This window comes from Pectobacterium parvum (genome assembly GCF_020971565.1).
In the GTDB taxonomy this organism is placed as follows: Bacteria; Pseudomonadota; Gammaproteobacteria; order Enterobacterales; family Enterobacteriaceae; genus Pectobacterium; species Pectobacterium polare.
This window is the reverse complement of sequence record NZ_CP087392.1, coordinates 2,242,913-2,265,843: the sequence shown is the minus strand read 5'-3', so window position 1 is coordinate 2,265,843 and position 22,931 is coordinate 2,242,913. Positions and strand designations below refer to the sequence as shown.

Annotated in this window: 20 protein-coding genes, 1 tRNA gene, 1 other RNA gene and 1 riboswitch; of the genes, 12 read left to right on the top strand and 10 right to left on the bottom strand. The window is 49.7% G+C overall.

What is annotated here, in order from left to right; all coding sequences use genetic code 11:
- Positions 1 to 776: 776 nt before the first annotated feature.
- Positions 777 to 3,452 (top strand): bifunctional acetaldehyde-CoA/alcohol dehydrogenase, encoded by a 2,676-nt coding sequence (gene adhE / locus LOZ86_RS10270; protein WP_039487095.1) that lies wholly within the window; start codon positions 777 to 779, stop codon positions 3,450 to 3,452.
- Between the two features lie 153 nt (positions 3,453 to 3,605).
- Here the strand turns inward: adhE and LOZ86_RS10265 are convergent, their stop codons facing one another.
- The gene (locus LOZ86_RS10265; RefSeq protein WP_039487093.1) at positions 3,606 to 4,202 is read right to left on the bottom strand and encodes a thymidine kinase; all 597 of its coding nucleotides are present in this window, start codon (positions 4,200 to 4,202) and stop codon (positions 3,606 to 3,608) included.
- Positions 4,203 to 4,864: 662 nt separating this feature from the next.
- Here LOZ86_RS10265 and hns point away from each other — a divergent pair.
- Positions 4,865 to 5,272, top strand: a complete 408-nt coding sequence (hns, locus tag LOZ86_RS10260; RefSeq protein ID WP_039487091.1) for a histone-like nucleoid-structuring protein H-NS — start codon at positions 4,865 to 4,867, stop codon at positions 5,270 to 5,272.
- 146 nt (positions 5,273 to 5,418) lie between these two features.
- On the opposite strand, the gene galU is transcribed toward hns, so the two are convergent.
- The 3 genes from galU to rssA all read right to left on the bottom strand — a co-directional run bounded on the left by galU (position 5,419) and on the right by rssA (position 8,567).
- Positions 5,419 to 6,330, bottom strand: a complete 912-nt coding sequence (galU, locus tag LOZ86_RS10255; protein WP_039487089.1) for a UTP--glucose-1-phosphate uridylyltransferase GalU — start codon at positions 6,328 to 6,330, stop codon at positions 5,419 to 5,421.
- A gap of 199 nt (positions 6,331 to 6,529) precedes the next feature.
- Positions 6,530 to 7,546, bottom strand: a complete 1,017-nt coding sequence (gene rssB / locus LOZ86_RS10250; protein ID WP_039487087.1) for a two-component system response regulator RssB — start codon at positions 7,544 to 7,546, stop codon at positions 6,530 to 6,532.
- Positions 7,547 to 7,661: 115 nt separating this feature from the next.
- Entirely contained in the window at positions 7,662 to 8,567 is a 906-nt protein-coding gene (gene rssA, locus LOZ86_RS10245; RefSeq protein ID WP_039487086.1) for a patatin-like phospholipase RssA, read from the bottom strand.
- A 132-nt stretch (positions 8,568 to 8,699) separates the two neighbouring features.
- Here rssA and LOZ86_RS10240 point away from each other — a divergent pair, with 132 nt between their 5' ends.
- The 4 genes from LOZ86_RS10240 to LOZ86_RS10225 all read left to right on the top strand — a co-directional run bounded on the left by LOZ86_RS10240 (position 8,700) and on the right by LOZ86_RS10225 (position 10,511).
- Positions 8,700 to 9,167, top strand: coding sequence for a YchJ family protein (locus LOZ86_RS10240; protein WP_072012437.1), 468 nt, complete (start codon positions 8,700 to 8,702; stop codon positions 9,165 to 9,167).
- Between the two features lie 83 nt (positions 9,168 to 9,250).
- On the top strand, positions 9,251 to 10,099 hold the full coding sequence (gene purU / locus LOZ86_RS10235; RefSeq protein ID WP_010295235.1) for a formyltetrahydrofolate deformylase: 849 nt from the start codon (positions 9,251 to 9,253) through the stop codon (positions 10,097 to 10,099).
- 154 nt (positions 10,100 to 10,253) lie between these two features.
- A tRNA-Tyr gene (locus LOZ86_RS10230) sits at positions 10,254 to 10,338 on the top strand.
- 43 nt (positions 10,339 to 10,381) lie between these two features.
- Positions 10,382 to 10,511: non-coding RNA, RtT sRNA (locus LOZ86_RS10225), on the top strand.
- Between the two features lie 182 nt (positions 10,512 to 10,693).
- On the opposite strand, the gene LOZ86_RS10220 is transcribed toward LOZ86_RS10225, so the two are convergent.
- On the bottom strand, positions 10,694 to 11,320 hold the full coding sequence (locus LOZ86_RS10220; RefSeq protein ID WP_230243135.1) for a trimeric intracellular cation channel family protein: 627 nt from the start codon (positions 11,318 to 11,320) through the stop codon (positions 10,694 to 10,696).
- 21 nt (positions 11,321 to 11,341) lie between these two features.
- Positions 11,342 to 11,437, bottom strand: a riboswitch (glycine riboswitch).
- A 410-nt stretch (positions 11,438 to 11,847) separates the two neighbouring features.
- Between LOZ86_RS10220 and xthA the strand changes: the two genes are divergently transcribed.
- Complete coding sequence (xthA, locus tag LOZ86_RS10215; RefSeq protein ID WP_039487079.1) at positions 11,848 to 12,654, top strand: exodeoxyribonuclease III; 807 nt, start codon at positions 11,848 to 11,850, stop codon at positions 12,652 to 12,654.
- Between the two features lie 131 nt (positions 12,655 to 12,785).
- Here the strand turns inward: xthA and LOZ86_RS10210 are convergent, their stop codons facing one another.
- The 3 genes from LOZ86_RS10210 to LOZ86_RS10200 form a co-directional block, all read right to left on the bottom strand.
- Positions 12,786 to 13,076, bottom strand: a complete 291-nt coding sequence (locus LOZ86_RS10210; protein ID WP_039514138.1) for a YnjH family protein — start codon at positions 13,074 to 13,076, stop codon at positions 12,786 to 12,788.
- Positions 13,073 to 14,998: a DNA topoisomerase III gene (locus LOZ86_RS10205; protein WP_039487073.1), complete on the bottom strand. Its 1,926-nt coding sequence runs from the start codon at positions 14,996 to 14,998 to the stop codon at positions 13,073 to 13,075. Before LOZ86_RS10205 ends, LOZ86_RS10210 begins: the two co-directional genes overlap by 4 nt.
- Before the next feature lie 96 nt (positions 14,999 to 15,094).
- A complete protein-coding gene (locus LOZ86_RS10200; protein ID WP_039514135.1) occupies positions 15,095 to 15,646 on the bottom strand; it encodes an NAD(P)H nitroreductase in 552 nt (183 codons plus the stop codon).
- Positions 15,647 to 15,914: 268 nt separating this feature from the next.
- Between LOZ86_RS10200 and sppA the strand changes: the two genes are divergently transcribed.
- From sppA to pncA, 3 genes are all read left to right on the top strand, one after another.
- On the top strand, positions 15,915 to 17,765 hold the full coding sequence (gene sppA, locus LOZ86_RS10195) for a signal peptide peptidase SppA (protein WP_039514133.1): 1,851 nt from the start codon (positions 15,915 to 15,917) through the stop codon (positions 17,763 to 17,765).
- Positions 17,766 to 18,001: 236 nt separating this feature from the next.
- Complete coding sequence (gene ansA, locus LOZ86_RS10190) at positions 18,002 to 19,021, top strand: asparaginase (RefSeq protein ID WP_039487066.1); 1,020 nt, start codon at positions 18,002 to 18,004, stop codon at positions 19,019 to 19,021.
- 19 nt (positions 19,022 to 19,040) lie between these two features.
- Complete coding sequence (gene pncA, locus LOZ86_RS10185) at positions 19,041 to 19,688, top strand: bifunctional nicotinamidase/pyrazinamidase (protein ID WP_039487065.1); 648 nt, start codon at positions 19,041 to 19,043, stop codon at positions 19,686 to 19,688.
- A gap of 55 nt (positions 19,689 to 19,743) precedes the next feature.
- Here the strand turns inward: pncA and LOZ86_RS10180 are convergent, their stop codons facing one another.
- Both LOZ86_RS10180 and msrB read right to left on the bottom strand, forming a co-directional pair.
- A complete protein-coding gene (locus LOZ86_RS10180) occupies positions 19,744 to 20,022 on the bottom strand; it encodes a YeaC family protein (RefSeq protein WP_039487063.1) in 279 nt (92 codons plus the stop codon).
- 131 nt (positions 20,023 to 20,153) lie between these two features.
- Positions 20,154 to 20,573, bottom strand: a complete 420-nt coding sequence (msrB, locus tag LOZ86_RS10175) for a peptide-methionine (R)-S-oxide reductase MsrB (RefSeq protein ID WP_039487061.1) — start codon at positions 20,571 to 20,573, stop codon at positions 20,154 to 20,156.
- A 342-nt stretch (positions 20,574 to 20,915) separates the two neighbouring features.
- Between msrB and gapA the strand changes: the two genes are divergently transcribed.
- The gene (gene gapA, locus LOZ86_RS10170; RefSeq protein ID WP_010295247.1) at positions 20,916 to 21,911 is read left to right on the top strand and encodes a glyceraldehyde-3-phosphate dehydrogenase; all 996 of its coding nucleotides are present in this window, start codon (positions 20,916 to 20,918) and stop codon (positions 21,909 to 21,911) included.
- A 107-nt stretch (positions 21,912 to 22,018) separates the two neighbouring features.
- Entirely contained in the window at positions 22,019 to 22,888 is an 870-nt protein-coding gene (locus LOZ86_RS10165; protein ID WP_039487060.1) for a D-hexose-6-phosphate mutarotase, read from the top strand.
- Positions 22,889 to 22,931: the final 43 nt, after the last annotated feature.

Below are 22,931 nucleotides of genomic sequence, written 5' to 3'. Positions count from 1 at the left end.
AAACAATTATTTTTCTATTTTAGAACAGATGTTTTTTAAATATTAAGCAATTTATATATTTTGAACAAAAAAACATCGTAGTGGGTTTCATCATTTTCATAGCACAAAAATGATGATGCATGCTTACCTATCCGCGTCATTACCTGACCAAAATGTTATTATTTTAACAACTCCGCTACTCATCTTGCACGACAACAGCACACGATTCCCTTACGGCCGGCCACGCGTAAAATAACTAACTCGATTAAGATATAAGCCTCGTTTATGCGAACACGTTTTATACGAACAGATCATTCCGATTATGTGCACAACGTCGTGCCCGGAATTTCCCCCTAACAACGCCCTGCTCTGGTGCCTGTTCCATCCCTTACAATCCCCTTTGGGTAGAAAAGCCGCTTATTTTGTCTGGTTAATGATAATCGTTATCAATATCAACCTGCTGAATGGTGTCAGCTTAAAGAAAAATCGATATTGATCACAAAAAAAGCACCCACAAATGGGTATGCTCACTTCACACCGTAACGGACACGTAGATGTTCTTAATTTTGACGTAATTTCAAAACAATATTTCAAAAATCTACGATATTGGCGGTTACAGTATTTTAAAAAGCAACAATCGCGCCACAACGGCGGCTGACAAGCTCTTTGAGTCAATTAATGCGAAATAGGCAGAAAAGAATAGCAAGGTAACGAAAACGCACCCCGCTTGTTTATCTATACTGTTCTATCCGGCGAACAATTGACTGAAAGAGTTTAACATTTATCAGGAGAGCATTATGGCCGTAACCAACGTTGCTGAACTTAACGCATTGGTCGAAAGAGTGAAAAAGGCACAGCAGGAATTTGCCACTTACACTCAGGAACAAGTGGACAAAATCTTCCGCGCCGCCGCACTCGCTGCATCGGATGCCCGTATCCCGCTGGCAAAAATGGCGGTTGCCGAATCTGGCATGGGGATAGTGGAAGACAAAGTCATCAAAAACCACTTCGCATCCGAGTACATTTATAACGCCTACCAAGATGAAAAGACCTGCGGCGTCCTCTCTACTGATGACACTTTTGGTACCATTACGATTGCCGAACCGATTGGCCTGATCTGCGGTATTGTTCCCACCACCAACCCCACGTCTACTGCAATTTTTAAAGCGTTGATCAGCCTGAAGACCCGTAACGGGATTATCTTCTCTCCCCATCCACGTGCAAAAAATGCGACCAATAAAGCCGCTGACATTGTTCTGCAAGCGGCAATTGCGGCAGGTGCGCCGAAAGATATCATCGGCTGGATCGACCAACCGTCTGTCGACCTGTCCAACCAGCTTATGCACCACCCAGATATCAACCTGATTCTGGCGACTGGCGGCCCGGGCATGGTAAAAGCCGCATACAGCTCCGGTAAACCAGCAATCGGCGTAGGTGCCGGTAACACGCCTGTTGTCGTTGACGAAACTGCGGATATCAAGCGTGCTGTTGCGTCTATTCTGATGTCGAAAACCTTCGATAACGGCGTAATTTGCGCGTCAGAACAGTCAGTCATCGTGGTAGACAGCATCTATGATGCTGTGCGTGAGCGTTTTGCCACCCACGGCGGCTACATGCTGAAAGGCAAAGAATTGCATGCCGTACAGGGTATCCTGCTGAAAAACGGTTCACTGAACGCCGATATTGTGGGCCAGCCTGCACCGAAGATCGCAGAAATGGCGGGCATCACCGTCCCAGCGAACACCAAAGTGCTGATCGGTGAAGTGACAGCCGTCGATGAATCCGAACCGTTTGCGCATGAAAAACTGTCGCCAACGCTGGCGATGTACCGTGCGAAAGACTTCAACGATGCCGTCATTAAAGCGGAAAAACTGGTCGCAATGGGTGGCATCGGTCACACATCCTGCCTGTATACCGATCAGGACAATCAGCCAGAGCGCGTGAATCATTTCGGTAATATGATGAAAACGGCGCGTATCCTGATTAACACCCCAGCGTCTCAGGGTGGTATCGGCGATCTCTATAACTTCAAACTCGCTCCGTCTCTGACGCTGGGCTGTGGCTCCTGGGGCGGAAACTCCATCTCCGAAAACGTCGGTCCGAAGCACTTGATCAACAAGAAAACGGTAGCCAAGCGAGCAGAGAATATGTTGTGGCATAAACTTCCTAAATCTATTTATTTCCGTCGTGGCTCACTGCCTATCGCACTGGAAGAAGTCGCCTCCGATGGCGCAAAACGTGCATTTATCGTGACCGACCGCTTCTTGTTCAACAACGGCTATGTCGATCAGGTGACGTCCGTACTGAAACAGCACGGACTGGAAACCGAGGTGTTCTTCGAAGTTGAAGCTGACCCGACGCTGAGCATCGTGCGTAAAGGTGCAGAACAAATGCATTCCTTCAAACCGGATGTGATTATTGCGCTGGGTGGCGGTTCTCCAATGGATGCCGCGAAGATCATGTGGGTGATGTATGAGCACCCGACGACGCACTTCGAAGAGCTGGCGCTGCGCTTTATGGATATCCGTAAACGTATCTACAAATTCCCGAAAATGGGCGTCAAAGCCAAAATGGTGGCGATTACCACCACATCCGGTACCGGTTCTGAAGTAACACCGTTTGCCGTGGTGACCGACGATGCAACTGGGCAAAAATATCCGTTAGCGGACTACGCGCTGACGCCAGATATGGCGATTGTTGATGCCAATTTGGTCATGAATATGCCGAAATCACTGTGTGCGTTTGGTGGGCTCGATGCTGTAACCCACTCGCTGGAAGCTTATGTTTCTGTGCTGGCAAACGAATATTCAGATGGCCAGGCGTTACAAGCGCTGAAACTCCTGAAGGAGAACCTGCCAGACAGCTACCGCGACGGCGCGAAAAACCCAGTTGCCCGTGAGCGTGTGCATAACGCCGCGACGATTGCAGGTATCGCGTTTGCCAACGCCTTCCTCGGCGTCTGTCACTCCATGGCGCATAAACTGGGCTCTGAATTCCATATTCCACACGGCTTGGCTAACGCCCTGCTGATTTCAAACGTGATTCGCTATAACGCGAACGACAACCCGACCAAGCAGACGACGTTCAGCCAATATGACCGTCCGCAGGCTCGCCGTCGTTACGCGGAAATAGCCGACCACTTGCGTTTGACTACTCCAAGCGATCGTACCGCGCAGAAAATCGAGAAATTGCTGAACTGGCTGGAAGAAATGAAGACTGAGCTGGGGATCCCAACATCCATTCGTGAAGCGGGCGTACAGGAAGCCGATTTCCTGGCTAAGGTCGATAAGCTGTCAGAAGATGCGTTCGACGATCAGTGTACTGGCGCTAACCCGCGTTACCCACTTATTTCCGAACTGAAACAGATTCTGCTGGATACTTACTATGGTCGTAAATTCTCTGAAGAAGAAAAAACAGAAGCGGTTGAGCCTGTAGCAAAAGCCGCTAAAATCAGCAAGAAAGCCGCACACTAACGTTCTGGCTGTAACCGTCTTAACCTAAAGGCGGTTTATCTCTCAATGATGCCCAACCTTTTAAGGTTGGGCATTTTTATTACTCGTACTCCGCATCGACACGCATCAATACGCCGTTTATTAATTGCTCTGCCTGCCGAATATTTAACCGCATTACTCGCTTTCTTTACGGGTTAATCCCAGCGCAATTTTATAATGCTTACGGCACACAGAAACATAGCTCTCATTGCCGCCAATAACGACCTGCTCTCCTTCGTGGACAGCATTACCTTGTGCATCTAACCGCAATACACAGTTGGCTTTACGGCCGCAATGACAGACCGTTTTTAACTCGATCAGCTTATCTGCCCACGCTAATAAATAGTGACTTCCGGAAAACAAATCACCACGGAAATCAGTACGCAGTCCGTAACACAATACCGGGATATCTAATTGGTCCACGACATCGGAAAGCTCCCCCACCTGCTCGCGGGTTAAAAATTGACATTCATCAATTAATACACAATCTACGGGCTGAGCACGGTGCTCTTTCTCCAGCAATCCAAATAAGGATGTCTGCGGATTAAACAATAATGCCGGAGAAGAAAGGCCAATCCGTGAACTGACTATCCCCACGCCATGCCGATTATCTATTTCTGCAGTGAACACCAGCGTGCGCATCCCACGCTCCTGGTAGTTATATGACGACTGCAATAGCGCCGTCGATTTCCCTGCATTCATTGCAGAATAATAAAAATAAAGTTGGGCCACTTAGCTACTCCAAAAGGCAGGCTATATACTCGTAATACTTCAAGTTGCATGTGCGTTGGCTACGTTTAAATACTCGGCCCGTCGTGGTCCTCGCCCTAAAAAGCCGCTGCGAGCAGCGTTCAAATCTGCCGAGAGCAGATTTGTCACCCGAATCACTTACCTGTGTAAGCGCATCGGGATTAAATGATAGACATCCTGTCTCTCACCAGAGGCCAGCCGTTGGCTGGTTAAATTCGTTCCCGACGAATTTGTCCGTCTCTTGCCGCCTGCCTGAAACTTGAATTATTTGGGGTAATGATCTTCGGGTCGTAAACACTTATTGTAACAACTCGTCTTCATGCTGCGCAATGGTCTATTCTTCGACCACATTTTGTCCACACGCCTACCAGTGACGGTCCGTTATGATAAAATATATAAACGTTCCCTATAACAACGGTGCGGCATCAATAAGTCATTCCCTACCGTTTGAGATAGAAAGACAGCGTACCAAATGTATTTTTTGATAACAGAAAAATATTTATATTTATGTAACAGGCAGTGTGAGTTCTGTTTTAAAAATGATATTTTTTAACAAACTTACAAATTTGACTATTGCAGAAAGGAAAATAGCGCTCTATTATCACATTACATGCCACCAATAATATTAATTTGAGATTATCACAATGAGCGAAGCACTAAAGATTCTTAACAACATCCGTACTCTACGAGCCCAAGCAAGAGAATGTACCTTAGACACTTTGGAAGAAATGCTGGAAAAATTGGAAGTCGTAGTTAATGAACGCCGCGAAGAAGATAGCCAAGTTCAGGCTGAAGTTGAAGAACGTGCGCGTAAATTGCAACAATATCGCGATATGCTGATTGCGGATGGTATTGACCCTAACGAATTATTGCAATCTTTAGGTTCAGCGAAAGTTGCAGGTAAAAGCAAACGCGCTGCCCGCCCGGCAAAATATCAATACACTGACGAAAACGGCGAACTTAAAACCTGGACCGGTCAGGGTCGCACACCAGCAGTAATCAAGAAAGCAATCGAAGAGCAAGGTAAATCTTTAGACGATTTCCTGCTGTAATCATTTATAAGTACTGAATACGAAAAGACCCCGATAACTATCGGGGGTTTTTCTTTGGTAACGCATATTGCAAAGAGACAACAGATATGTCGCCATTTTTGCCTGCTCTCTGTTTTTTGTAAACAGAGAGCAATCATTACATTCTGTTATTTTTCTTCTGCTTCAATCGTTTCCTGCAGCCACTGCGCAAATTCCTGGCCTAAACCATCATGGCGTAAACCATATTCCACAAATGCCTGCATATAGCCTAATTTATTACCACAGTCATGACTCACGCCTTTCAGGTGATACGCTTCTACTATTTCTTTTTCCATCAACATCGCGATAGCATCAGTTAACTGAATTTCATTACCTGCGCCTGGCGGTGTTTTTTCCAGCAGAGACCAAATATCCGCAGAAAGGACATAACGGCCAACGACAGCTAAATTAGACGGAGCTTCAGAAGCTTCAGGTTTCTCAACCACACCAACCATAGGTGCACTATCCCCAGCCTTTAATTCCACGCCCTTACAATCAACAACGCCGTAGCTACTTACATTTTCAACCGGCTCAACCATAATCTGGCTGTGGCCTGTAATGGAAAAACGTTGCAGCATTTCGCTTAGGTTATCTTTCTTCAGATCGGATTCATACTCATCAATAATCACATCCGGCAGAATAACTGCGACAGGTTCATCTCCAACTAACGGGTGCGCGCACAATACGGCGTGACCTAACCCTTTCGCTAATCCCTGACGTACTTGCATAATAGTGACGTGCTTAGGACAGATGGATTGAATCTCTTCCAGCAGCTGACGTTTAACACGCTTTTCTAATATGGCTTCCAGTTCAAAACTGGTATCGAAATGGTTTTCGATAGAATTTTTAGAAGAGTGTGTAACCAGAATAATTTCATTAATCCCTGCAGCGATACACTCATTAACAACATATTGGATCAGCGGTTTATCTACCAATGGCAGCATTTCTTTAGGAATGGCTTTGGTGGCGGGCAGCATACGCGTCCCTAACCCAGCAACCGGTATGACCGCTTTTTTTACTTTTTTATTCACAATAGACATAAACAGCCTCTTATATACCGTTCAAATAATGAACTTTATTTATCTAATCAAGATAACCGCGAGAGTATAACGACTTTAACAAGAGCACGCTTGTCCCAACGTTACCGTTCAATAAAAAATAAGATAACTCCCTACATAGTAAAAAATAATACCGAAAGATGAGCATCACCTGAAACCAGCTTCATCTCGCGCTATCAGACTATTCTGTAGTCAACATCAGTCGTAAACGGCCGCCCCCTCCCCATATCTGGCATTGCCATGCTTCACACTGGTAATTTAACTGGTTGAGATAAGCCCCTTCAAGCGTGCCTAAAGGGACACCGCTATTTAGCGCAATCTGCTGTTCGTTAACGTTCAGCGTCGCATTTAGCCCAGCAGAAATCAGTATCAGCTGTTTCAACTGTTGATGGTAATACCCCACCAGTAAAGGAAAACGACCTTTCAGACTCGCCTGACGCAGCAGCTGGTTTACCTGCTTTAATAGAGTAGGCAGGTACGGTAAACGATGTTGCTGATCGGTCAAATGCTCCTGAAGTACCCCATTGAACAAGGTTCGAAGTAGTAACGCTGCCAGTGTCCCATTATTATTGACGCCCTGAGTGACATCAAGACAGTAGAACGCCAGCTCCGTCTCCGAAAGCGCGGCAATATCCAACACCAGCCCTGGTTGTTCCGCTGCCGTCAACTGACGATAGTTAACACGGCAACGAGCAAGTGTTTGCTGAACAGGCGGCTGTAGCTGAGTAAGCAGTTTGGTGACGGCTTCAGGAGATTGATTAAGGGAATCCATATCCTGCATGAGTTGATCCAGCTCATTCAGCTGTGAGGTGAACATATCAGGATACAGACAGGACATTACAGCTTCACGTAAACGTGCATAGTCACGAATCGGTTTCAGTAATACATCCTGAACACCAAGCCGCAAGACTTTGGCGATATCTGCCATCTGGCTGGTTGCGGAAATGATCAATATTGGCGTGTCGTTGTCTTTCAAGCGCAGACGTTCAAGGAACTCGATACCTCCCATCGTCGGCATCTTCAGATCGCAAATTATTAAATCGGGTTGGTAATGTTCAAGAATACTTAGTGCGTCTAATCCATTAATCGCCTCCTGAACGGAAGCCCCAAGAGAAGTCAGATAACCAGCGAGCACAGATCGAAAAACAGCCTCGTCATCAATGACTAAAATATGCTTACCCGCCAGTGGTCGTTCCATCAGTACCCCTTACTTCAAACACCGAATAATCACACCTGCTTTAGCGCCAATGTGCCGGATAGATGGCACACCTTGTCTTCTTCGCTACATGTTTAACTACATGCTGCGCGCCTCATTATGCCTCTCTCACGAGCGGCAACAATTCATCACGCATCTTTTCCACCGCCTTATAACCCGCCTCAATCGCCTCCTGCGCCCGATGAAAATCTAAGGTAGCAATCTGGGGACAATGCGGTTGTAGCAGCACATCCGGCGGATCGCCCGCCATCCGCGTCATCTTCAACCGATTTTCCAGAATCTGGATCGACGTACTCATTATCTCCATCGCCGTTGGCGAACTTTCCGCTGGCTGACGACGGCTTCGCAGTAAACGTTCACGAATTCTGCTACGCCAATCCTGCGGAACATTCTCCACATCAATGTCTGACGCCGTCGGTTTAATCGACAGCAAATCCTGATGATTAAGACTGGCATCGTGCTGGAGATCAACTGCGATAACAATGTCGGCCCCCATTGCCCGCGCCAGAGACACAGGAACAGGGTTTACCACCGCGCCATCCACCAGCCAGTAATCGTTAAATCGAACGGGGGATAGCAGGCCTGGCATACTGCAAGACGCCCGCATAGCCTGATGCAGGTCGCCTTCCGTCAGCCAGAGTTCACGCCCTGTGCTGAGATTTGTCGTCACTACGCCGTATTTAATATCACAGTCTTCAATCTGTGTTGTATGTAACAAATGCTTCACACTATTAAAAACACGATCTCCACGCAACAAACTACCACGCTGCCAGGAGAGATCCATCAATCGAATCACGTCCCAGTAACCAAACGCCCTCACCCAGCGATCCATCGAAGATAGATTGTTTGTGGCATACGCCGCGCCAACCAGTGCGCCGATAGAACAACCGGCCACAATATCAATATTTACCCCCATTTTTGTTAACGCATTAAACACACCAATATGCGCCCATCCTTTCGCTGCCCCAGATCCCAAGGCTATTCCAATTTTTTTCCGCTGCATGATCGATCCACCTGCCTTCATTTTAGCGTACATTGCTACACGTAGAGTTTCTTAGGTAACATATCGGCATCCTGCATAGTGATCTGTCTATTATCTATCAGTTTTTATCTTAAATTTTCTTCAGGAGACGTTGTGTCAGAATCTTGCCCCTGTTGCAGTGGGTTGCAGTATAACGCATGCTGTCAACCGTACCTCACGCATGCCGCAACAGCGGCTGAGCCCGCCATATTAATGCGATCGCGCTATACCGCCTATGTCAAACACAATGTCGATTACCTTATCGCCACCTGGCATCCCGATCTTCAACCCGAGCAATGGCGCGAGTCCCTCGCTGAAAGCTGCCAGAATTCGCAGTGGCTCGGCCTTACTATACTGGCAACGTCTCCCGGAAAAACGTCCGATGAGGACTATGTGGAATTCGCCGCACGTTATATATCGGAAACCGACAATCAGCGAACAGAAGTGATGCGAGAGCGCTCACGCTTCCTTCGCCAGCATAATCGCTGGTACTATATAGACGGCGTTCATTTGCAGACCGGCAGAAATGAACCTTGCCCGTGTGGTTCCGGCAAGAAATATAAAAAGTGTTGCGGACAATAGAACACAGGCAGTCGCCCACGCGGCTTTATTGCTGCGTTACCATAAGATCGTTATTTTAGTTTTTGGACAGGATCCACACGCTCATGCAATCCCAAAATATACAAAGAAAAGTATTACGAACCATTTGCCCCGACGCAAAAGGGCTCATCGCGAAAATTACGAATATTTGTTATAAGCACGAACTGAACATCGTGCAAAACAATGAGTTTGTCGATCATCGCACGGGGCGCTTTTTCATGCGGACCGAGTTGGAAGGGATTTTCAACGACACCACGCTGTTAGCCGATCTGGATAGCGCGCTTCCCGAAGGATCTTCTCGCGAATTAACTGCGGCTGGCCGTCGTCGCATCGTCGTTCTGGTGACGAAAGAAGCCCACTGTCTGGGCGATCTGTTGATGAAAAGCGCCTATGGTGGTTTGGATGTCGAAATCTCTGCCGTCATCGGCAACCACGATACCTTGCAGACGCTGGTCGAGCGGTTTGATATTCCTTTCCATTTGGTCAGCCATGAAGGACTGACTCGCGAAGAGCACGATCAAAAAATGATCGCGCAGATCGATCAATACAAACCCGATTACGTCGTGCTGGCGAAATATATGCGCGTTCTTACACCAGCGTTTGTTCAGCACTACCCGAATCAGGTGATCAACATTCACCATTCGTTCTTACCCGCCTTTATCGGTGCTCGCCCGTACCACCAGGCTTATGAGCGCGGAGTAAAAATCATTGGCGCGACGGCACATTACGTCAACGATAATCTGGATGAAGGCCCAATCATCATGCAGGACGTCATTCACGTCGACCATACTTATTCAGGCGACGACATGATGCGTGCAGGCCGTGACGTTGAGAAAAATGTCCTGAGTCGTGCGCTGTATCGCGTGCTGGGACAGCGTGTTTTTGTCTACGGTAACCGCACCATTATTCTGTAATTGGTTGATCGGGCATCTTTTTGTATAAGGATGCGCCGAAAGGAATAAAAAAACGGCAACCGCATTTATTTTTGATATATACCGCTTTACAGGGGCGCGTCATTTGATATGATGCGCCCCGCTTGAAGCGAAAGCTTCTTGCAGCAAGGCCAGTGGTGGGGTTCCCGAGCGGCCAAAGGGAGCAGACTGTAAATCTGCCGTCACAGACTTCGAAGGTTCGAATCCTTCCCCCACCACCATTTCAAAGTAGTACTTCTGAATTACATCCCAACACTAAAGCGTCAGATTCCCATCAGGGGAAGGTGAGAACCTTCGACCAAGGTTCGACAAAACCGGCATGGTTTTGAGCAACGCGCAGCGTTGACCCGCAGGGTGAGGTGCGAAGCACCGAATTATCCTTCCCCCACCACCATTTCAAGTAATACTTCTGAATTAAATCCCAACGCTAAAGCATCAGATTCCCATCAGGGGAAGGTGAGAACCTTCGACCAAGGTTCGACAAAACCGGCACGGTTTTGAGCAACGCGCAGCGTTATTTCCCCACTCGTACTCGCACCAATATCAGGCGCTATATAGAATGGGGGGAATATAACCTTACGCCTTCCCTTTCCAGCGCCCAGGAACATAAGAGAACACGGGAAGCTGCCACGACCAGCGAATTGCTGCCAGACGCACGGCCAAACCGATAGTGAATGACGCCAGCAGGTTAATATCGTGATTAATATTAAGCGACTTTAGTCCCAGATATAAAAGTGCGACTAAAAGCGAGACGCTGGCGTACAGCTCTTTCTTCAGCACCATTGGCGTACGGTTGCAGAAAATATCACGCAATATTCCACCGAAAATTCCGGTTACGATACCCGCCATCACCACCACCGTCGTTGAATAATTCAGTTGCAGTGCGACGTTGCAGCCAATAACCGTAAACGCAATCAGCCCCCTCGCATCCAGCACCAGAAAGAGTCGGTGCAAGTGGTGCATGAAGCGCGCAATGATAATCGTGAAAAGACCCGCACCAATGGTGAGGTAGATATAGCCGGGATGTTGCGTCCAGCCGATGGGATAATTACCGAGGAGAATATCGCGAACGGTGCCACCGCCAAGCGCGGTGATAAAGGCAATCATGCCTACGCCAAAAATATCCATATTACGACGTCCAGCGGCCAGCGCCCCGGACATCCCTTCAGCCGTAATCGCGATCAGATAGATGTAAGTCAGCACACAAGTTATCCTGTGAAATGTGCCACTCCCTCTGTCCGCTTTACCTGAGAGTTTACGCAGCAGTGCTGCTTGCCCCTTCGGTGGGTTGCATTGCAACCTCTCTCCAGTTGGCTTCAATGGAATTCGCAGTTAGGGTAGCCTGAGCGATTATGGGAGTTTGCGCCTTCGGCGGAGCGTTATATACCCTAAATAATTCGAGTTGCATGAAGGCGGCGACACAGTGAATCCCCAGGAGCTTACACCAGTAAGTGACTGGGGTGAGCGAGGAATGCCAACGCACATGCAGCTTGAAGTATGACGGGTATACGCCCTCTCTCCTGCGAGAGAGCGGAGTATAACGGTCGACAAGCCTCGTGTTCAACTGAATATAAGTGAATCTTATTTTTAACGATTCTCATCTGCGCCAACCGTCTCTGAAGCCACAGCAATAAGCCCATCAACGCCGTTAGAAAGTGCCGCCTCACCGTGACGGCATCCCTCATTTTCTGCTACCATCTGGTCACATTTTTTAGCGAATGGCAGCGAACATGAAATTTGTATCTTTTAATATCAATGGCCTGCGGGCGCGCCCTCATCAGTTGGCCGCCATTATCGAACAACACCAGCCGGATGTGATCGGGTTGCAGGAAACCAAAGTCCACGATGACATGTTTCCGTTAGAGGATGTCAGCCAATACGGCTACCACGTTTATTATCACGGACAAAAAGGTCACTACGGCGTCGCGTTGCTGTGTAAAACGCAGCCCATCGCGGTTCGTTGCGGTTTCCCAACGGATGAAGAAGACGCACAGCGCCGGATCATCATGGCTGACTTTGCCACCGAGCACGGCACGCTCACGGTCGTTAACGGGTATTTCCCGCAGGGAGAAAGCCGCGACCATCCGGTGAAATTCCCCGCCAAGACGCGCTTTTATCAGGACCTCCAAACCTATCTGGAACAGCACCACAGCGCGACACAACCGCTGATCGTGATGGGTGATGTCAATATCAGCCCTACCGATCTGGATATCGGCATCGGCGAAGAGAACCGTAAGCGCTGGTTGCGTACCGGTAAATGTTCTTTCCTGCCGGAAGAGCGTGAATGGATGGCGCGTTTGCAAGGCTGGGGGCTTATCGATACCTTCCGTGCCGCGAATCCAGACAGCAACGATCGTTTTTCATGGTTTGACTACCGTTCCGCTGGGTTCGATGACAACCGCGGCCTACGTATTGACCTGATTCTCGCCAGTACTTTTTTGGCCGAACGCTGTGTCGCTACCGGGATTGATTACGATATCCGAGGGATGGAAAAACCGTCCGATCATGCACCGATCTGGGCACAGTTTTCGTTGTAGACATTTTCGCTGTAGAAATAGTACGTTGTAAAAGATCGTACGTAGTAAAAATAACATCACCGCTGTGCATCAAAGCCACAGCGGTGATTAAAATAGGTAAAAGTATTAAGCGTAGTGCTTTTTTATCACCGTTATTGCTTAACCAACTGCCATATCAAATTGTTCGTTCCCAGCGTTTGCTTGTCTCGCACGCATTGCAGAATCACCCCGTCGACCTTTACCACCGCGCCCTCAGAGTAGTTCCGGTTTTCATACACGCAGCAGCGCAGGCAATTGTTATTTTGCTCACGTACCGTGGTCCCAGCGCCCCACACTTCCGGTGGAACAGGAACAACAATATCCGTTCCGCCACGATTAGCCTGTGCCAACGTGGGCAGCACCAGCATCACACTGGCGAAACACAAAGACACTAACGATTTCATTGCTCCTGCTCCTTCGCTTTTTTAGTCTGAGGCTTACGCCGTTTTGAGGCACCCGACGCCGGTGCAGAAAGCCCTTTAAACGCCCTCACCGCGCCGTTCTGTTTTGCTTGCTGAATCAGCTCCTGCAAGGAGTGGGTCAACGGTTGCATAAAATCCTGATAGCGACATTTCTTCTCGCTGATTTGCGTCAACGTCGCTTCCCAATGTGCTGTCATGTCAGGGTGCGCCGCGCTCGCAGGCAGTGAGTGAATCAACGCCCGCCCCGCTTCACTCGCGTGAATATAGCGGGCTTTCTTAAACAGAAATGTCCGTTTAAACAATAGCTCGATAATACCCGCGCGCGTCGCCTCAGTTCCTAATCCATCGGTCGCCCGCAGAATTTTCTTCAGTTCTTTATCCTGCACAAAACGCGCGATGCCCGTAATCGCCGACAACAGCGTGGCATCGGTAAACGGCCGCGGCGGCTGTGTTTGGCGCTCAACCACCTCACCGCGTTCACACAGTAACTCATCACCTTTTGCCACCACGGGCAGCGGAGTCCCTTCATTTTCTTCGTCCCGCTCTTTGCCACCTAACAACGTGCGCCAACCGGCTTCGGCCAGGAACCGCGCTTTGGCAATAAATTTACCACCCGCAATATCCAGTTCAATGACACACTTGCGAAACACGGCGTCCGGACAGAACTGCATGATGTACTGCCGCGCGACTAAACCATACACCTTGCGCTCATTCTCCGTCAGCGAGGCACTTGCACTGCGGGCGGTGGGAATAATCGCATGGTGAGCATCGACCTTACCATCGTCCCAGCAGCGATTACGTCGATCCACATCCATGACCGGCTGTGGCAACAGATCGGGTTGGTATACGGATATCGCATTCAAGACGGCATGACGCCCGGCAAAATGCTCCTCTGGCAGATAGCGACAGTCAGAACGCGGGTACGTAATCAGCTTATGGGTTTCATAGAGCTTCTGGCACACGTCCAGCACCTGCTGCGCACTCAGCCCGAAACGCTTCGCCGCTTCGATTTGTAATGTCGACAGCGAATAAGGCAACGGCGCGATTTCTGATTCCCGTTTATCATTATAGCTGGTGACAATCGCGGGCTGGCCTTCGATACGCTTGATGACATGATCCGCCAACGAGCGATGCAGCAATCGCCCTTCTTCATCCTGATAAGGTTCACAGGATTCGCTAGGCTGCCACATCGCGACAAAACGCTCATCGGCAGGCGTCACGATATGGGCTTTCACTTCAAAGTAATCTTTGGAAACGAAGTTTTCTATCTCTTCATCTCGTCGCACCACCAGCCCCAGCACTGGCGTTTGCACGCGGCCAACCGACAGCACGCCGTCATAGCCCGCATTGCGCCCTAATATCGTATAGGCGCGGGTCATGTTAATGCCGTAGAGCCAATCTGCACGGGAACGCGCCAGCGCCGATACACACAAAGGGATGAACTCTCGGTTCTCACGCAGACGAGAAACGGCACGTTCCACCGCCTGTGGGTTGAGATCGTTAACCAGACAACGACGTACCTGCTGGCGTTTTTCTTCCGGCAGCGAAAGATATTCCAGCACCTCATCCACCAGCAGCTGACCTTCACGATCGGGGTCTCCCGCGTGAATTACTTCGGTGGCATCATTCAGGAGCTTTTTTATGGCGTTGAGCTGCTTACTGACAGAGGGTCGCGGCTGCAACAGCCATTTCTGGGGAATGATCGGCAGATCGGCAAGCGACCAGCGAGCATAGCGCGCATCATAAACATCTGGCTGCGCCTGCTCCAGCAAGTGCCCCACGCACCACGTCACAACATCATTTTGACCGCAGGCAATAAAGCCATCGCCGCGTCGATGCGGTTTGGGTAACACGTCTGCAATCGCCCGCGCAAGGCTGGGCTTTTCGGCAATAAAAAGTCGCATTATTCACCATCAAGCAGACTGGGCATTTCCCGCGTAACTCGCGGGAAAGCACGCTGTAAAACGGGGTGGAAATCGATATTGTTCAAGAGATGACGATCAGAAGTAGTGAACAAACGCGTCGGTATCAAGCGGCGTGACCGTCGTCGAGGCCTTGAGCACGGGCGTCCCCAGATAGAGGAAACCGACGATTTCATCCTGTTCACGGCAGTTGAACGCTTCACGCACCAGCGTATTGTGCGTCCAGGCACCGCTACGCCAGATACCGTTAAAGCCCTGCGCCAATGCCGCCATCTGCATGGCCTGAACCGCACAGCCTGCGGAGACAATTTGCTCCCAGAGCGGGACTTTCGGGTTCTCTTCGCAATGCGCAACAACGGTGATAATCAGCGGCGCGCGATAAGGTGCCTGACGCGCTTTATCGATACCGGCATCGTCCAATCCTTCCTGCTGCGCTGCACGGGTCAGTAGCGAACTAAAACGATCCAAACCGTCATTTTCGATCATAAAAAAGCGCCACGGCTTCATTGCGCCATGATCCGGCGCACGCATACCGGCGTGGATAATGTTATTCAATGCGTCACCCGTCGGTGCTGGCGCGGTCAGGCGCGAGGCCGAACGACGATTCAATAGCAATTCAAGAGCATCCATCGCACATCTCCTGTCTGGCAATATAATTTCTGCGGTACAACCTATTTCTACGGTAGAAACGACTGAACGGCAACGTTGCGCGCCACGTTAGCACAAGTAGAAGTTTTGTTACAAGATAACCCCGACAGGGCGCGCTCCTACGGTGATTTAATGCTGACTTTTTACTGTCCGCTCATTAGGATACTATCACTCCTTGTGCTTCATCACTTGCCAGAGGGCGAGTTGAAGGACGTAGGGCACACGCTGTTTACCCGTTCATGGAGATATCATGCGCACATTGTGGCGAATTTTTAGCGGATTTTTTAAGTGGACATGGCGTCTGCTTAATTTTATCAGAGAATTTATTCTCAATATTTTCCTTATTGCTCTGATTTTAGTGGGTGTTGGGATCTACTCACAGGTAAAAACGACGCCTGAAGAAGCCACGAAGGGTGCGCTGCTGGTCGATCTGACGGGCGTGGTCGTTGATCAACCCACCGTTAACAACAAATTGCGTCAATTAGGACGCGAATTCTTCGGCGCATCGAACAACCGTCGCCAGGAGAACTCACTGTTCGATATTGTCGACAGTATTCGTCAGGCAAAGAGTGACGACAACATCACGGGAATGGTGCTGGATCTCAGCGACTTTACCGGTGCCGACCAACCGTCTATGCAATACATCGGTAAGGCGCTGCGCGAATTTCGCGATAGCGGCAAACCTATTTATGCAGTCGGCGACAGCTACAACCAGTCTCAATACTATTTGGCCAGTTTTGCCAATACGGTGTCATTGACGCCACAAGGCAGTGTTGATCTGCACGGTTTCGCGACCAACAATCTCTACTTCAAGTCCATGCTGGACAAGCTGAAAGTGACCACCAATATCTTCCGTGTGGGAACCTATAAATCAGCCGTTGAGCCGTATCTGCGTGACGATATGTCACCTGCTGCGCGCGATGCCGATGGCCGTTGGATCAATGCCCTGTGGCAGCAGTATTTAAATACCGTTTCCGCTAACCGCCAGATTACACCTCAGCAGCTCTTCCCGGGCGCGACCAGTATCCTTGCAAGCCTGCAGGCCGTTCAGGGCGATACCGCACGCTATGCGCTGGATAACAAGCTGGTCGATGAAGTGGCATCACGTTCCGTGACTGAGCAATCGCTGGTTAAAGCGTTCGGCTGGAATAGTCAGAAGAACAACTTTAATTTCATCAGCATTTACGACTACACCATCAAACCACCGGTACAAAACAACAACCAGATCGCGGTTGTGTTTGCCAATGGCGCAATCATTGATGGTCCGGAAACGCCGGGAATGGTCGGCGGTGATACCACGGCGGCACAAATCCGCGCCGCGCGCCTCGATCCTAAAGTCAAAGCGCTGGTATTACGCGTCAATAGCCCCGGTGGTAGCGTTACCGCGTCGGAGCTGATTCGCTCAGAACTGATGGCGCTCCGTTTGGCGGGTAAACCGATCGTGGTATCCATGGGCGGCATGGCGGCATCAGGCGGCTACTGGATCTCAACGCCTGCGAACGCAATCATCTCCAGCGCCAGTACGCTGACCGGTTCTATCGGTATTTTTGGCGTGATTACCACGTTCGAAGATTCGCTGGAAAACCTTGGCGTCCACACGGATGGCGTAGCTACCTCGCCGCTGGCCGATCTGTCGATTACGAAATCACTGCCGCCTGAATTCTCGCAGATGATGCAGTTGAGTATCGAACGTGGTTATAAGAACTTCGTCGATATCGTGGCGCAGGCGCGTAAGAAAACGCCTGAGCAAATCGATCAGATCGCGCAAGGTCACGTCTGGGTCGGTAGCGATGCGAAAGAAAATGGTTTGGTCGATCAGATCGGCGATTTTGATGATGCGGTGAAGAAAGCCGCTGAGCTGGCAAAACTGGGGCAATATCAGTTGAACTGGTATGCCGAACAGCCAGGTCTGCTCGACACAATGCTGAATCAGGTGAACGCTTCCGTTTATGCCCTGCTGCCCGTTGTCGTCCAGTCTATGCTGCCAGCGCCGGTCGCACAGCTGGCGGAAGTCATGCGGTCACAGCCGTCCATCATGAATAACCTGAACGACCCGCAGAACCGGTACGCATTTTGCCTCAACTGCGGAGAAGTCCGGTAGCAGTTACATCGGCCGCCCATATATACCCTAAATAATTCGAGTTGCGTGAAGGCGGCAACTGAACGAATCCCCAGAAGCTTACACCAGTAAGTGACTGGGGTGAGTAAGGGAAGCCAACGCACAAGCAGCTTGAAGTATGACGGGTATAGCCCGGTAGTAATAGTCATTACTTATGATGATATTATCGGGCTACTTTTCCCTCTATAATTCTCGGTTTAATCCTGACTCACACCACCATGCGAAAGAAATCCATTTATGTCGCCTACACGGGCGGTACCATCGGTATGCAGCGCTCCGCCAATGGCTATGTTCCGGTATCCGGTCATTTACAGCAGCAGTTGGCAAAAATGCCGGAATTCCACCGTGAAGAGATGCCGTCGTTCACGATTCATGAATATGACCCACTGATTGACTCGTCCGATATGACGCCAGCGGATTGGCAATCCATCGCGGACGATATTCAAAACCATTACGATGACTACGACGGTTTCGTGATTCTGCATGGTACTGACACGATGGCGTTCACCGCATCCGCGCTCTCGTTTATGCTGGAAAATCTTGCCAAGCCAGTTATCGTGACAGGGTCACAAATTCCGTTAGCGGAATTGCGCTCAGACGGCCAGACCAACCTGCTGAATGCGCTGTATGTTGCGGCTAACCATCCGATTAATGAAGTCGCCCTCTTCTTCAATAACAAACTGCTGCGCGGCAACCGCACCACCAAAGCCCACGCGGATGGCTTTGATGCCTTTGCCTCCCCCAACTATCCGCCGCTGCTGGAAGCTGGTATCCATATTCGTCGGCTGGCACCGGCCGTGGAATGCAGCAATTGTCCTCCGCTGAAAGTGCATCACATTACGCCGCAGCCTATCGGGGTGATTACGATTTACCCCGGCATTTCTGCTGATGTCATCAGTAATTTCCTCCGTCAGCCGGTAAAAGCGCTTATCCTGCGCTCCTACGGCGTTGGCAACGCGCCGCAAAGCCCTGGGCTGCTGCATGAATTACGTGAAGCCTCTGCACGCGGTATTGTGGTCGTTAACCTGACACAGTGCATTTCTGGGCGCGTGAACATGGGCGGCTATGCGACAGGCAATGCGCTGGCGAATGCGGGCGTTATCAGCGGATTTGACATGACCGTCGAAGCCGCATTGACCAAGCTGCATTACTTACTAAGCCAGCAAGACTTAAGCGCCGATGACATTCGCCAGTTGATGCAGCAGAACCTGCGCGGGGAATTGAGCGATAACGATTGAGTCAATCACGGAGTAGATAATGAAAAAAGCATTACTATTAGTTGATCTGCAAAATGATTTTTGTCCCAGTGGTACATTAGCGGTTAATGAAGGCGATCGCGTCATTGAGGTGGCTAACCGCGCTATTGAAGCCTGCGTCGCCGCTGGCATCGCGGTAATTGCCAGTCGGGATTGGCACCCCGCTAATCACGGCAGTTTTGCGGTTAATGCAAATACCAAAATCGGAGAACTCGGTGAGTTAAACGGGTGGCCACAGATTTGGTGGCCGGTTCACTGTGTACAGGGAACATCCGGCGCTGATTTTCATCCAGCACTGAATCAGTCGGCTATTCAGTGGGTAGTGCAAAAAGGAACTCAGTTGGAGATCGATAGCTATAGCGCTTTTTTCGATAACGGACATCGGGTGAAAACCGAATTGGATGCATGGCTACACGCCAATCACATCACTCATTTGACGATTCTTGGGCTGGCGACAGATTATTGCGTCAAGTTCAGCGTGCTGGATGCGATTGCTCTGGGCTATCACACCGAAGTTTTGGTGGATGGCTGTCGTGGCCTGAATCTTTCGCCTGATGACAGCGAATCGGCATTCAGGGAAATGGCACAGCGTGGGGCGATCCTGACGGATATGACGCAGTTTCTTACTACGTTATCTGCCGCCCACTAACGCAACGGCTACTGACAACAAATAGCGGCAGCCGTTGCGGCTGCCTGCTTATGTTTTACGCGTTGGGTTTCAGCGTAATAATAGCGTCAGCGATGTTAAACTCGCGTTTCAGCTCCTGCTTACTCTTCATCACGATTTCGCCATCAGTGCCAATCGTCATGTGCTCAGCCTGTTCGTTATAGCGAGCCTGCCACATCATCACCATTTGCAGACAGTTTTCTTTCTGCTCAGCCGTCAATGCGACACCATCTGGCCATTTGCCCAGTTCCACCGCCGTGACTAACCGTTGGTAAATTTCTGGCGTCATAACGTCGATCAGATCATTGAGTTCCATATCCGGTTTCTGCTCCGAGAAAGGTCCGATTTATTCTTACTGGGTTCTTGTGCTAAAAGCGTCTTTAATAGCTGAATCGTTTAAAGCAATCTATCATCTAGCCTATCGCCGTCGCATCTATCACAGACAGATTACCCGTCAACGCGTTCGCCATCAACGTCGTCGATGAAACTTAGTGAAGCCGAATTCACGCAGTAACGTTCGCCCGTGGTTTTCGGACCATCAGGGAACACGTGGCCTAGGTGCGCATCACACTGCCCGCAGCGGATCTCGATACGGCGCATATTGTGTGAATCGTCTTCCAGGTAGCGAATAGCCTCTGAAGAGATCGGCTGATCAAAACTCGGCCAGCCACAACCGGAGTCGTATTTGCTGTCGGAATAAAACAGCGGAGCCTGGCAGCACAGGCAGTGATAAGCGCCAGTGCGCTTGTTATGCAGCAATTTACCTGAAAACGCAGGTTCCGTACCACGTTGCTGGGTGACATAGCGCTGCATCTCTGTCAATTCAGTATTGTCGGACGGGGTACGCGAAGCGGAGTCGTTAGTCATAGAAGTCTCACAGCGGGTGCTATCAATTCAATTAATCATTGATTATAACAAAAAATTAACAACCTAACAGGCTGTTCTGGCCTAATATTAGGAATGTTATTAGCATCAATATTTAATTGTGATGCACATCACACATTGAGATTACACAGGCTTTATATGATGCATTCCGCCCTCATATCAGGCTTAGATGTTACTTAGTTACAGGGTCGAGCGGTTTTCGCACAAAGTTTGGTCATAGGTTTGACTTACAGCAACTATTGACACGATTCCGCTTGACGCTCAGCAAGGTTTTTGTAATTTTACAACCAACCTTTATTCACAAACCAATAGCTGGTGGAATATATGACTATCAAAGTAGGTATCAACGGTTTTGGCCGTATCGGCCGTATTGTTTTTCGCGCTGCGCAAGAGCGTTCTGACATCGAGATCGTTGCAATCAACGACCTGTTAGATGCTGATTACATGGCGTACATGCTGAAGTACGACTCAACTCATGGTCGTTTCAACGGCACCGTTGAAGTTAAAGATGGCCACCTGGTTGTTAACGGCAAAACCATTCGTGTTACCGCAGAGCGCGATCCTGCAAACCTGAAGTGGAACGAAGTCAACGTGGACGTTGTTGCTGAAGCAACTGGTCTGTTCCTGACTGACGACACTGCACGTAAACACATTGCTGCTGGTGCGAAGAAAGTCGTTCTGACTGGTCCATCTAAAGATGACACCCCGATGTTCGTTATGGGCGTAAACCACAAAACTTACGCTGGTCAGGAAATCGTTTCTAACGCATCTTGCACCACCAACTGCTTGGCGCCACTGGCAAAAGTTATCAACGACAACTTCGGTATCGTTGAAGCACTGATGACCACTGTTCACGCAACCACTGCAACACAGAAAACGGTTGATGGCCCGTCTCACAAAGACTGGCGCGGCGGCCGCGGCGCAGCACAGAACATCATTCCATCTTCTACCGGTGCTGCTAAAGCAGTAGGTAAAGTGATTCCTGAGCTGAACGGCAAACTGACGGGTATGGCGTTCCGCGTTCCTACCCCGAACGTTTCTGTTGTTGACCTGACTGCACGTCTGGAAAAACCAGCGTCTTACAAAGAAATTTGTGCAGCAATCAAAGCCGCTTCTGAAGGCGAGCTGAAAGGCGTTCTGGGCTACACCGAAGACGAAGTAGTTTCTACCGATTTCAACGGTGAAAAACTGACTTCCGTATTCGATGCTAAAGCCGGTATCGCACTGAGCGATAACTTTGTGAAACTGGTTTCTTGGTACGATAACGAAACAGGTTACTCAAACAAAGTTCTGGATCTGATCGCTCACATCTCTAAATAAACGTCAGCGATGATTCTGTGAAAAAAGGGCGACGTAATGTCGCCCTTTTTTATTGTTAATTGCAGATTTCTTTTTACCACGAAAAACAATCAAAAAAAGGCACTATCATGCATAACACAATTTTCTCGCTCCCCGTCACGAAGCAAATTAGCGCCGCCCTCACCCAGCGTCAGTTGGACCAATTACCTATTATCGTCGTTGACCATCCTGAAGTTCGCGCGGCAGTCGCCTTACAAGGTGCTCACCTGCTTAGCTGGCAGCCAACAAACGAAGAGCCGGTGCTCTGGCTGAGCGACAATACGCCTTTTACTCATCGCGTTGCGATTCGCGGCGGTGTCCCGATCTGTTTCCCTTGGTTTGGCCCTTTCGCCGATCCTAACCATGGTTTTGCCCGTCTGCTGCCGTGGGAATTTACCGCCCACAGCGAAGATGAACACGGCGTACAGCTCACGTTCACGCTGCAAGACAATGAAGAAACGCGCAAGAGCTGGCCGCATGCGTTCACGCTCATCGCCCGCTTCAAGCTGGGCAAGGAGTGTGGCATTGAACTGGAAGCGCATGGCGATTACAGCATTACCAGCGCGCTGCACACCTATTTCAATATCGGCGATATCCGCGATATCCGCATTGCGGGTCTGGGTGAGACATTCATTGATAAAGTGGATCAGGGCAAGCTAGCAACGCAGCAAGGCGATCTGGTCTTTACCGACCGTACAGACCGCATTTATACCCAGCCGCAAGACACCAGTGTGGTACATGATGCAGTGCTGAAACGCGCTATCGAAGTGCACCATACGCACCATAGCGATGTGGTGTCATGGAACCCCGGTGCAGAGCTCTCTCGAACGATTAGCGATATGACCGATGAGGGCTATAAAACGTTCGTGTGTGTGGAAACTGCGCGCATTAATCAACCGTTTGTCGCATCCGCCAACGCGCCAGCGCGTCTATCGACGGTTATCCGCATTAAGAAATAACCACAACTATCTATACCCTTAGCTATAAGGTGTACGGCGGCTT

What these genes read in the sequence shown, in the direction of transcription:
- adhE (WP_039487095.1), top strand. Translation starts at nt 777, where the DNA reads ATGGCCGTAACCAACGTTGCTGAACTTAACGCATTGGTCGAAAGAGTG.
- hns (WP_039487091.1), top strand. Translation starts at nt 4,865, where the DNA reads ATGAGCGAAGCACTAAAGATTCTTAACAACATCCGTACTCTACGAGCC.
- galU (WP_039487089.1), bottom strand. Translation starts at nt 6,330, where the DNA reads ATGTCTATTGTGAATAAAAAAGTAAAAAAAGCGGTCATACCGGTTGCT.
- rssB (WP_039487087.1), bottom strand. Translation starts at nt 7,546, where the DNA reads ATGGAACGACCACTGGCGGGTAAGCATATTTTAGTCATTGATGACGAG.
- rssA (WP_039487086.1), bottom strand. Translation starts at nt 8,567, where the DNA reads ATGCAGCGGAAAAAAATTGGAATAGCCTTGGGATCTGGGGCAGCGAAA.
- purU (WP_010295235.1), top strand. Translation starts at nt 9,251, where the DNA reads ATGCAATCCCAAAATATACAAAGAAAAGTATTACGAACCATTTGCCCC.
- xthA (WP_039487079.1), top strand. Translation starts at nt 11,848, where the DNA reads ATGAAATTTGTATCTTTTAATATCAATGGCCTGCGGGCGCGCCCTCAT.
- LOZ86_RS10210 (WP_039514138.1), bottom strand. Translation starts at nt 13,076, where the DNA reads ATGAAATCGTTAGTGTCTTTGTGTTTCGCCAGTGTGATGCTGGTGCTG.
- LOZ86_RS10205 (WP_039487073.1), bottom strand. Translation starts at nt 14,998, where the DNA reads ATGCGACTTTTTATTGCCGAAAAGCCCAGCCTTGCGCGGGCGATTGCA.
- LOZ86_RS10200 (WP_039514135.1), bottom strand. Translation starts at nt 15,646, where the DNA reads ATGGATGCTCTTGAATTGCTATTGAATCGTCGTTCGGCCTCGCGCCTG.
- sppA (WP_039514133.1), top strand. Translation starts at nt 15,915, where the DNA reads ATGCGCACATTGTGGCGAATTTTTAGCGGATTTTTTAAGTGGACATGG.
- ansA (WP_039487066.1), top strand. Translation starts at nt 18,002, where the DNA reads ATGCGAAAGAAATCCATTTATGTCGCCTACACGGGCGGTACCATCGGT.
- pncA (WP_039487065.1), top strand. Translation starts at nt 19,041, where the DNA reads ATGAAAAAAGCATTACTATTAGTTGATCTGCAAAATGATTTTTGTCCC.
- LOZ86_RS10180 (WP_039487063.1), bottom strand. Translation starts at nt 20,022, where the DNA reads ATGGAACTCAATGATCTGATCGACGTTATGACGCCAGAAATTTACCAA.
- msrB (WP_039487061.1), bottom strand. Translation starts at nt 20,573, where the DNA reads ATGACTAACGACTCCGCTTCGCGTACCCCGTCCGACAATACTGAATTG.
- gapA (WP_010295247.1), top strand. Translation starts at nt 20,916, where the DNA reads ATGACTATCAAAGTAGGTATCAACGGTTTTGGCCGTATCGGCCGTATT.
- LOZ86_RS10165 (WP_039487060.1), top strand. Translation starts at nt 22,019, where the DNA reads ATGCATAACACAATTTTCTCGCTCCCCGTCACGAAGCAAATTAGCGCC.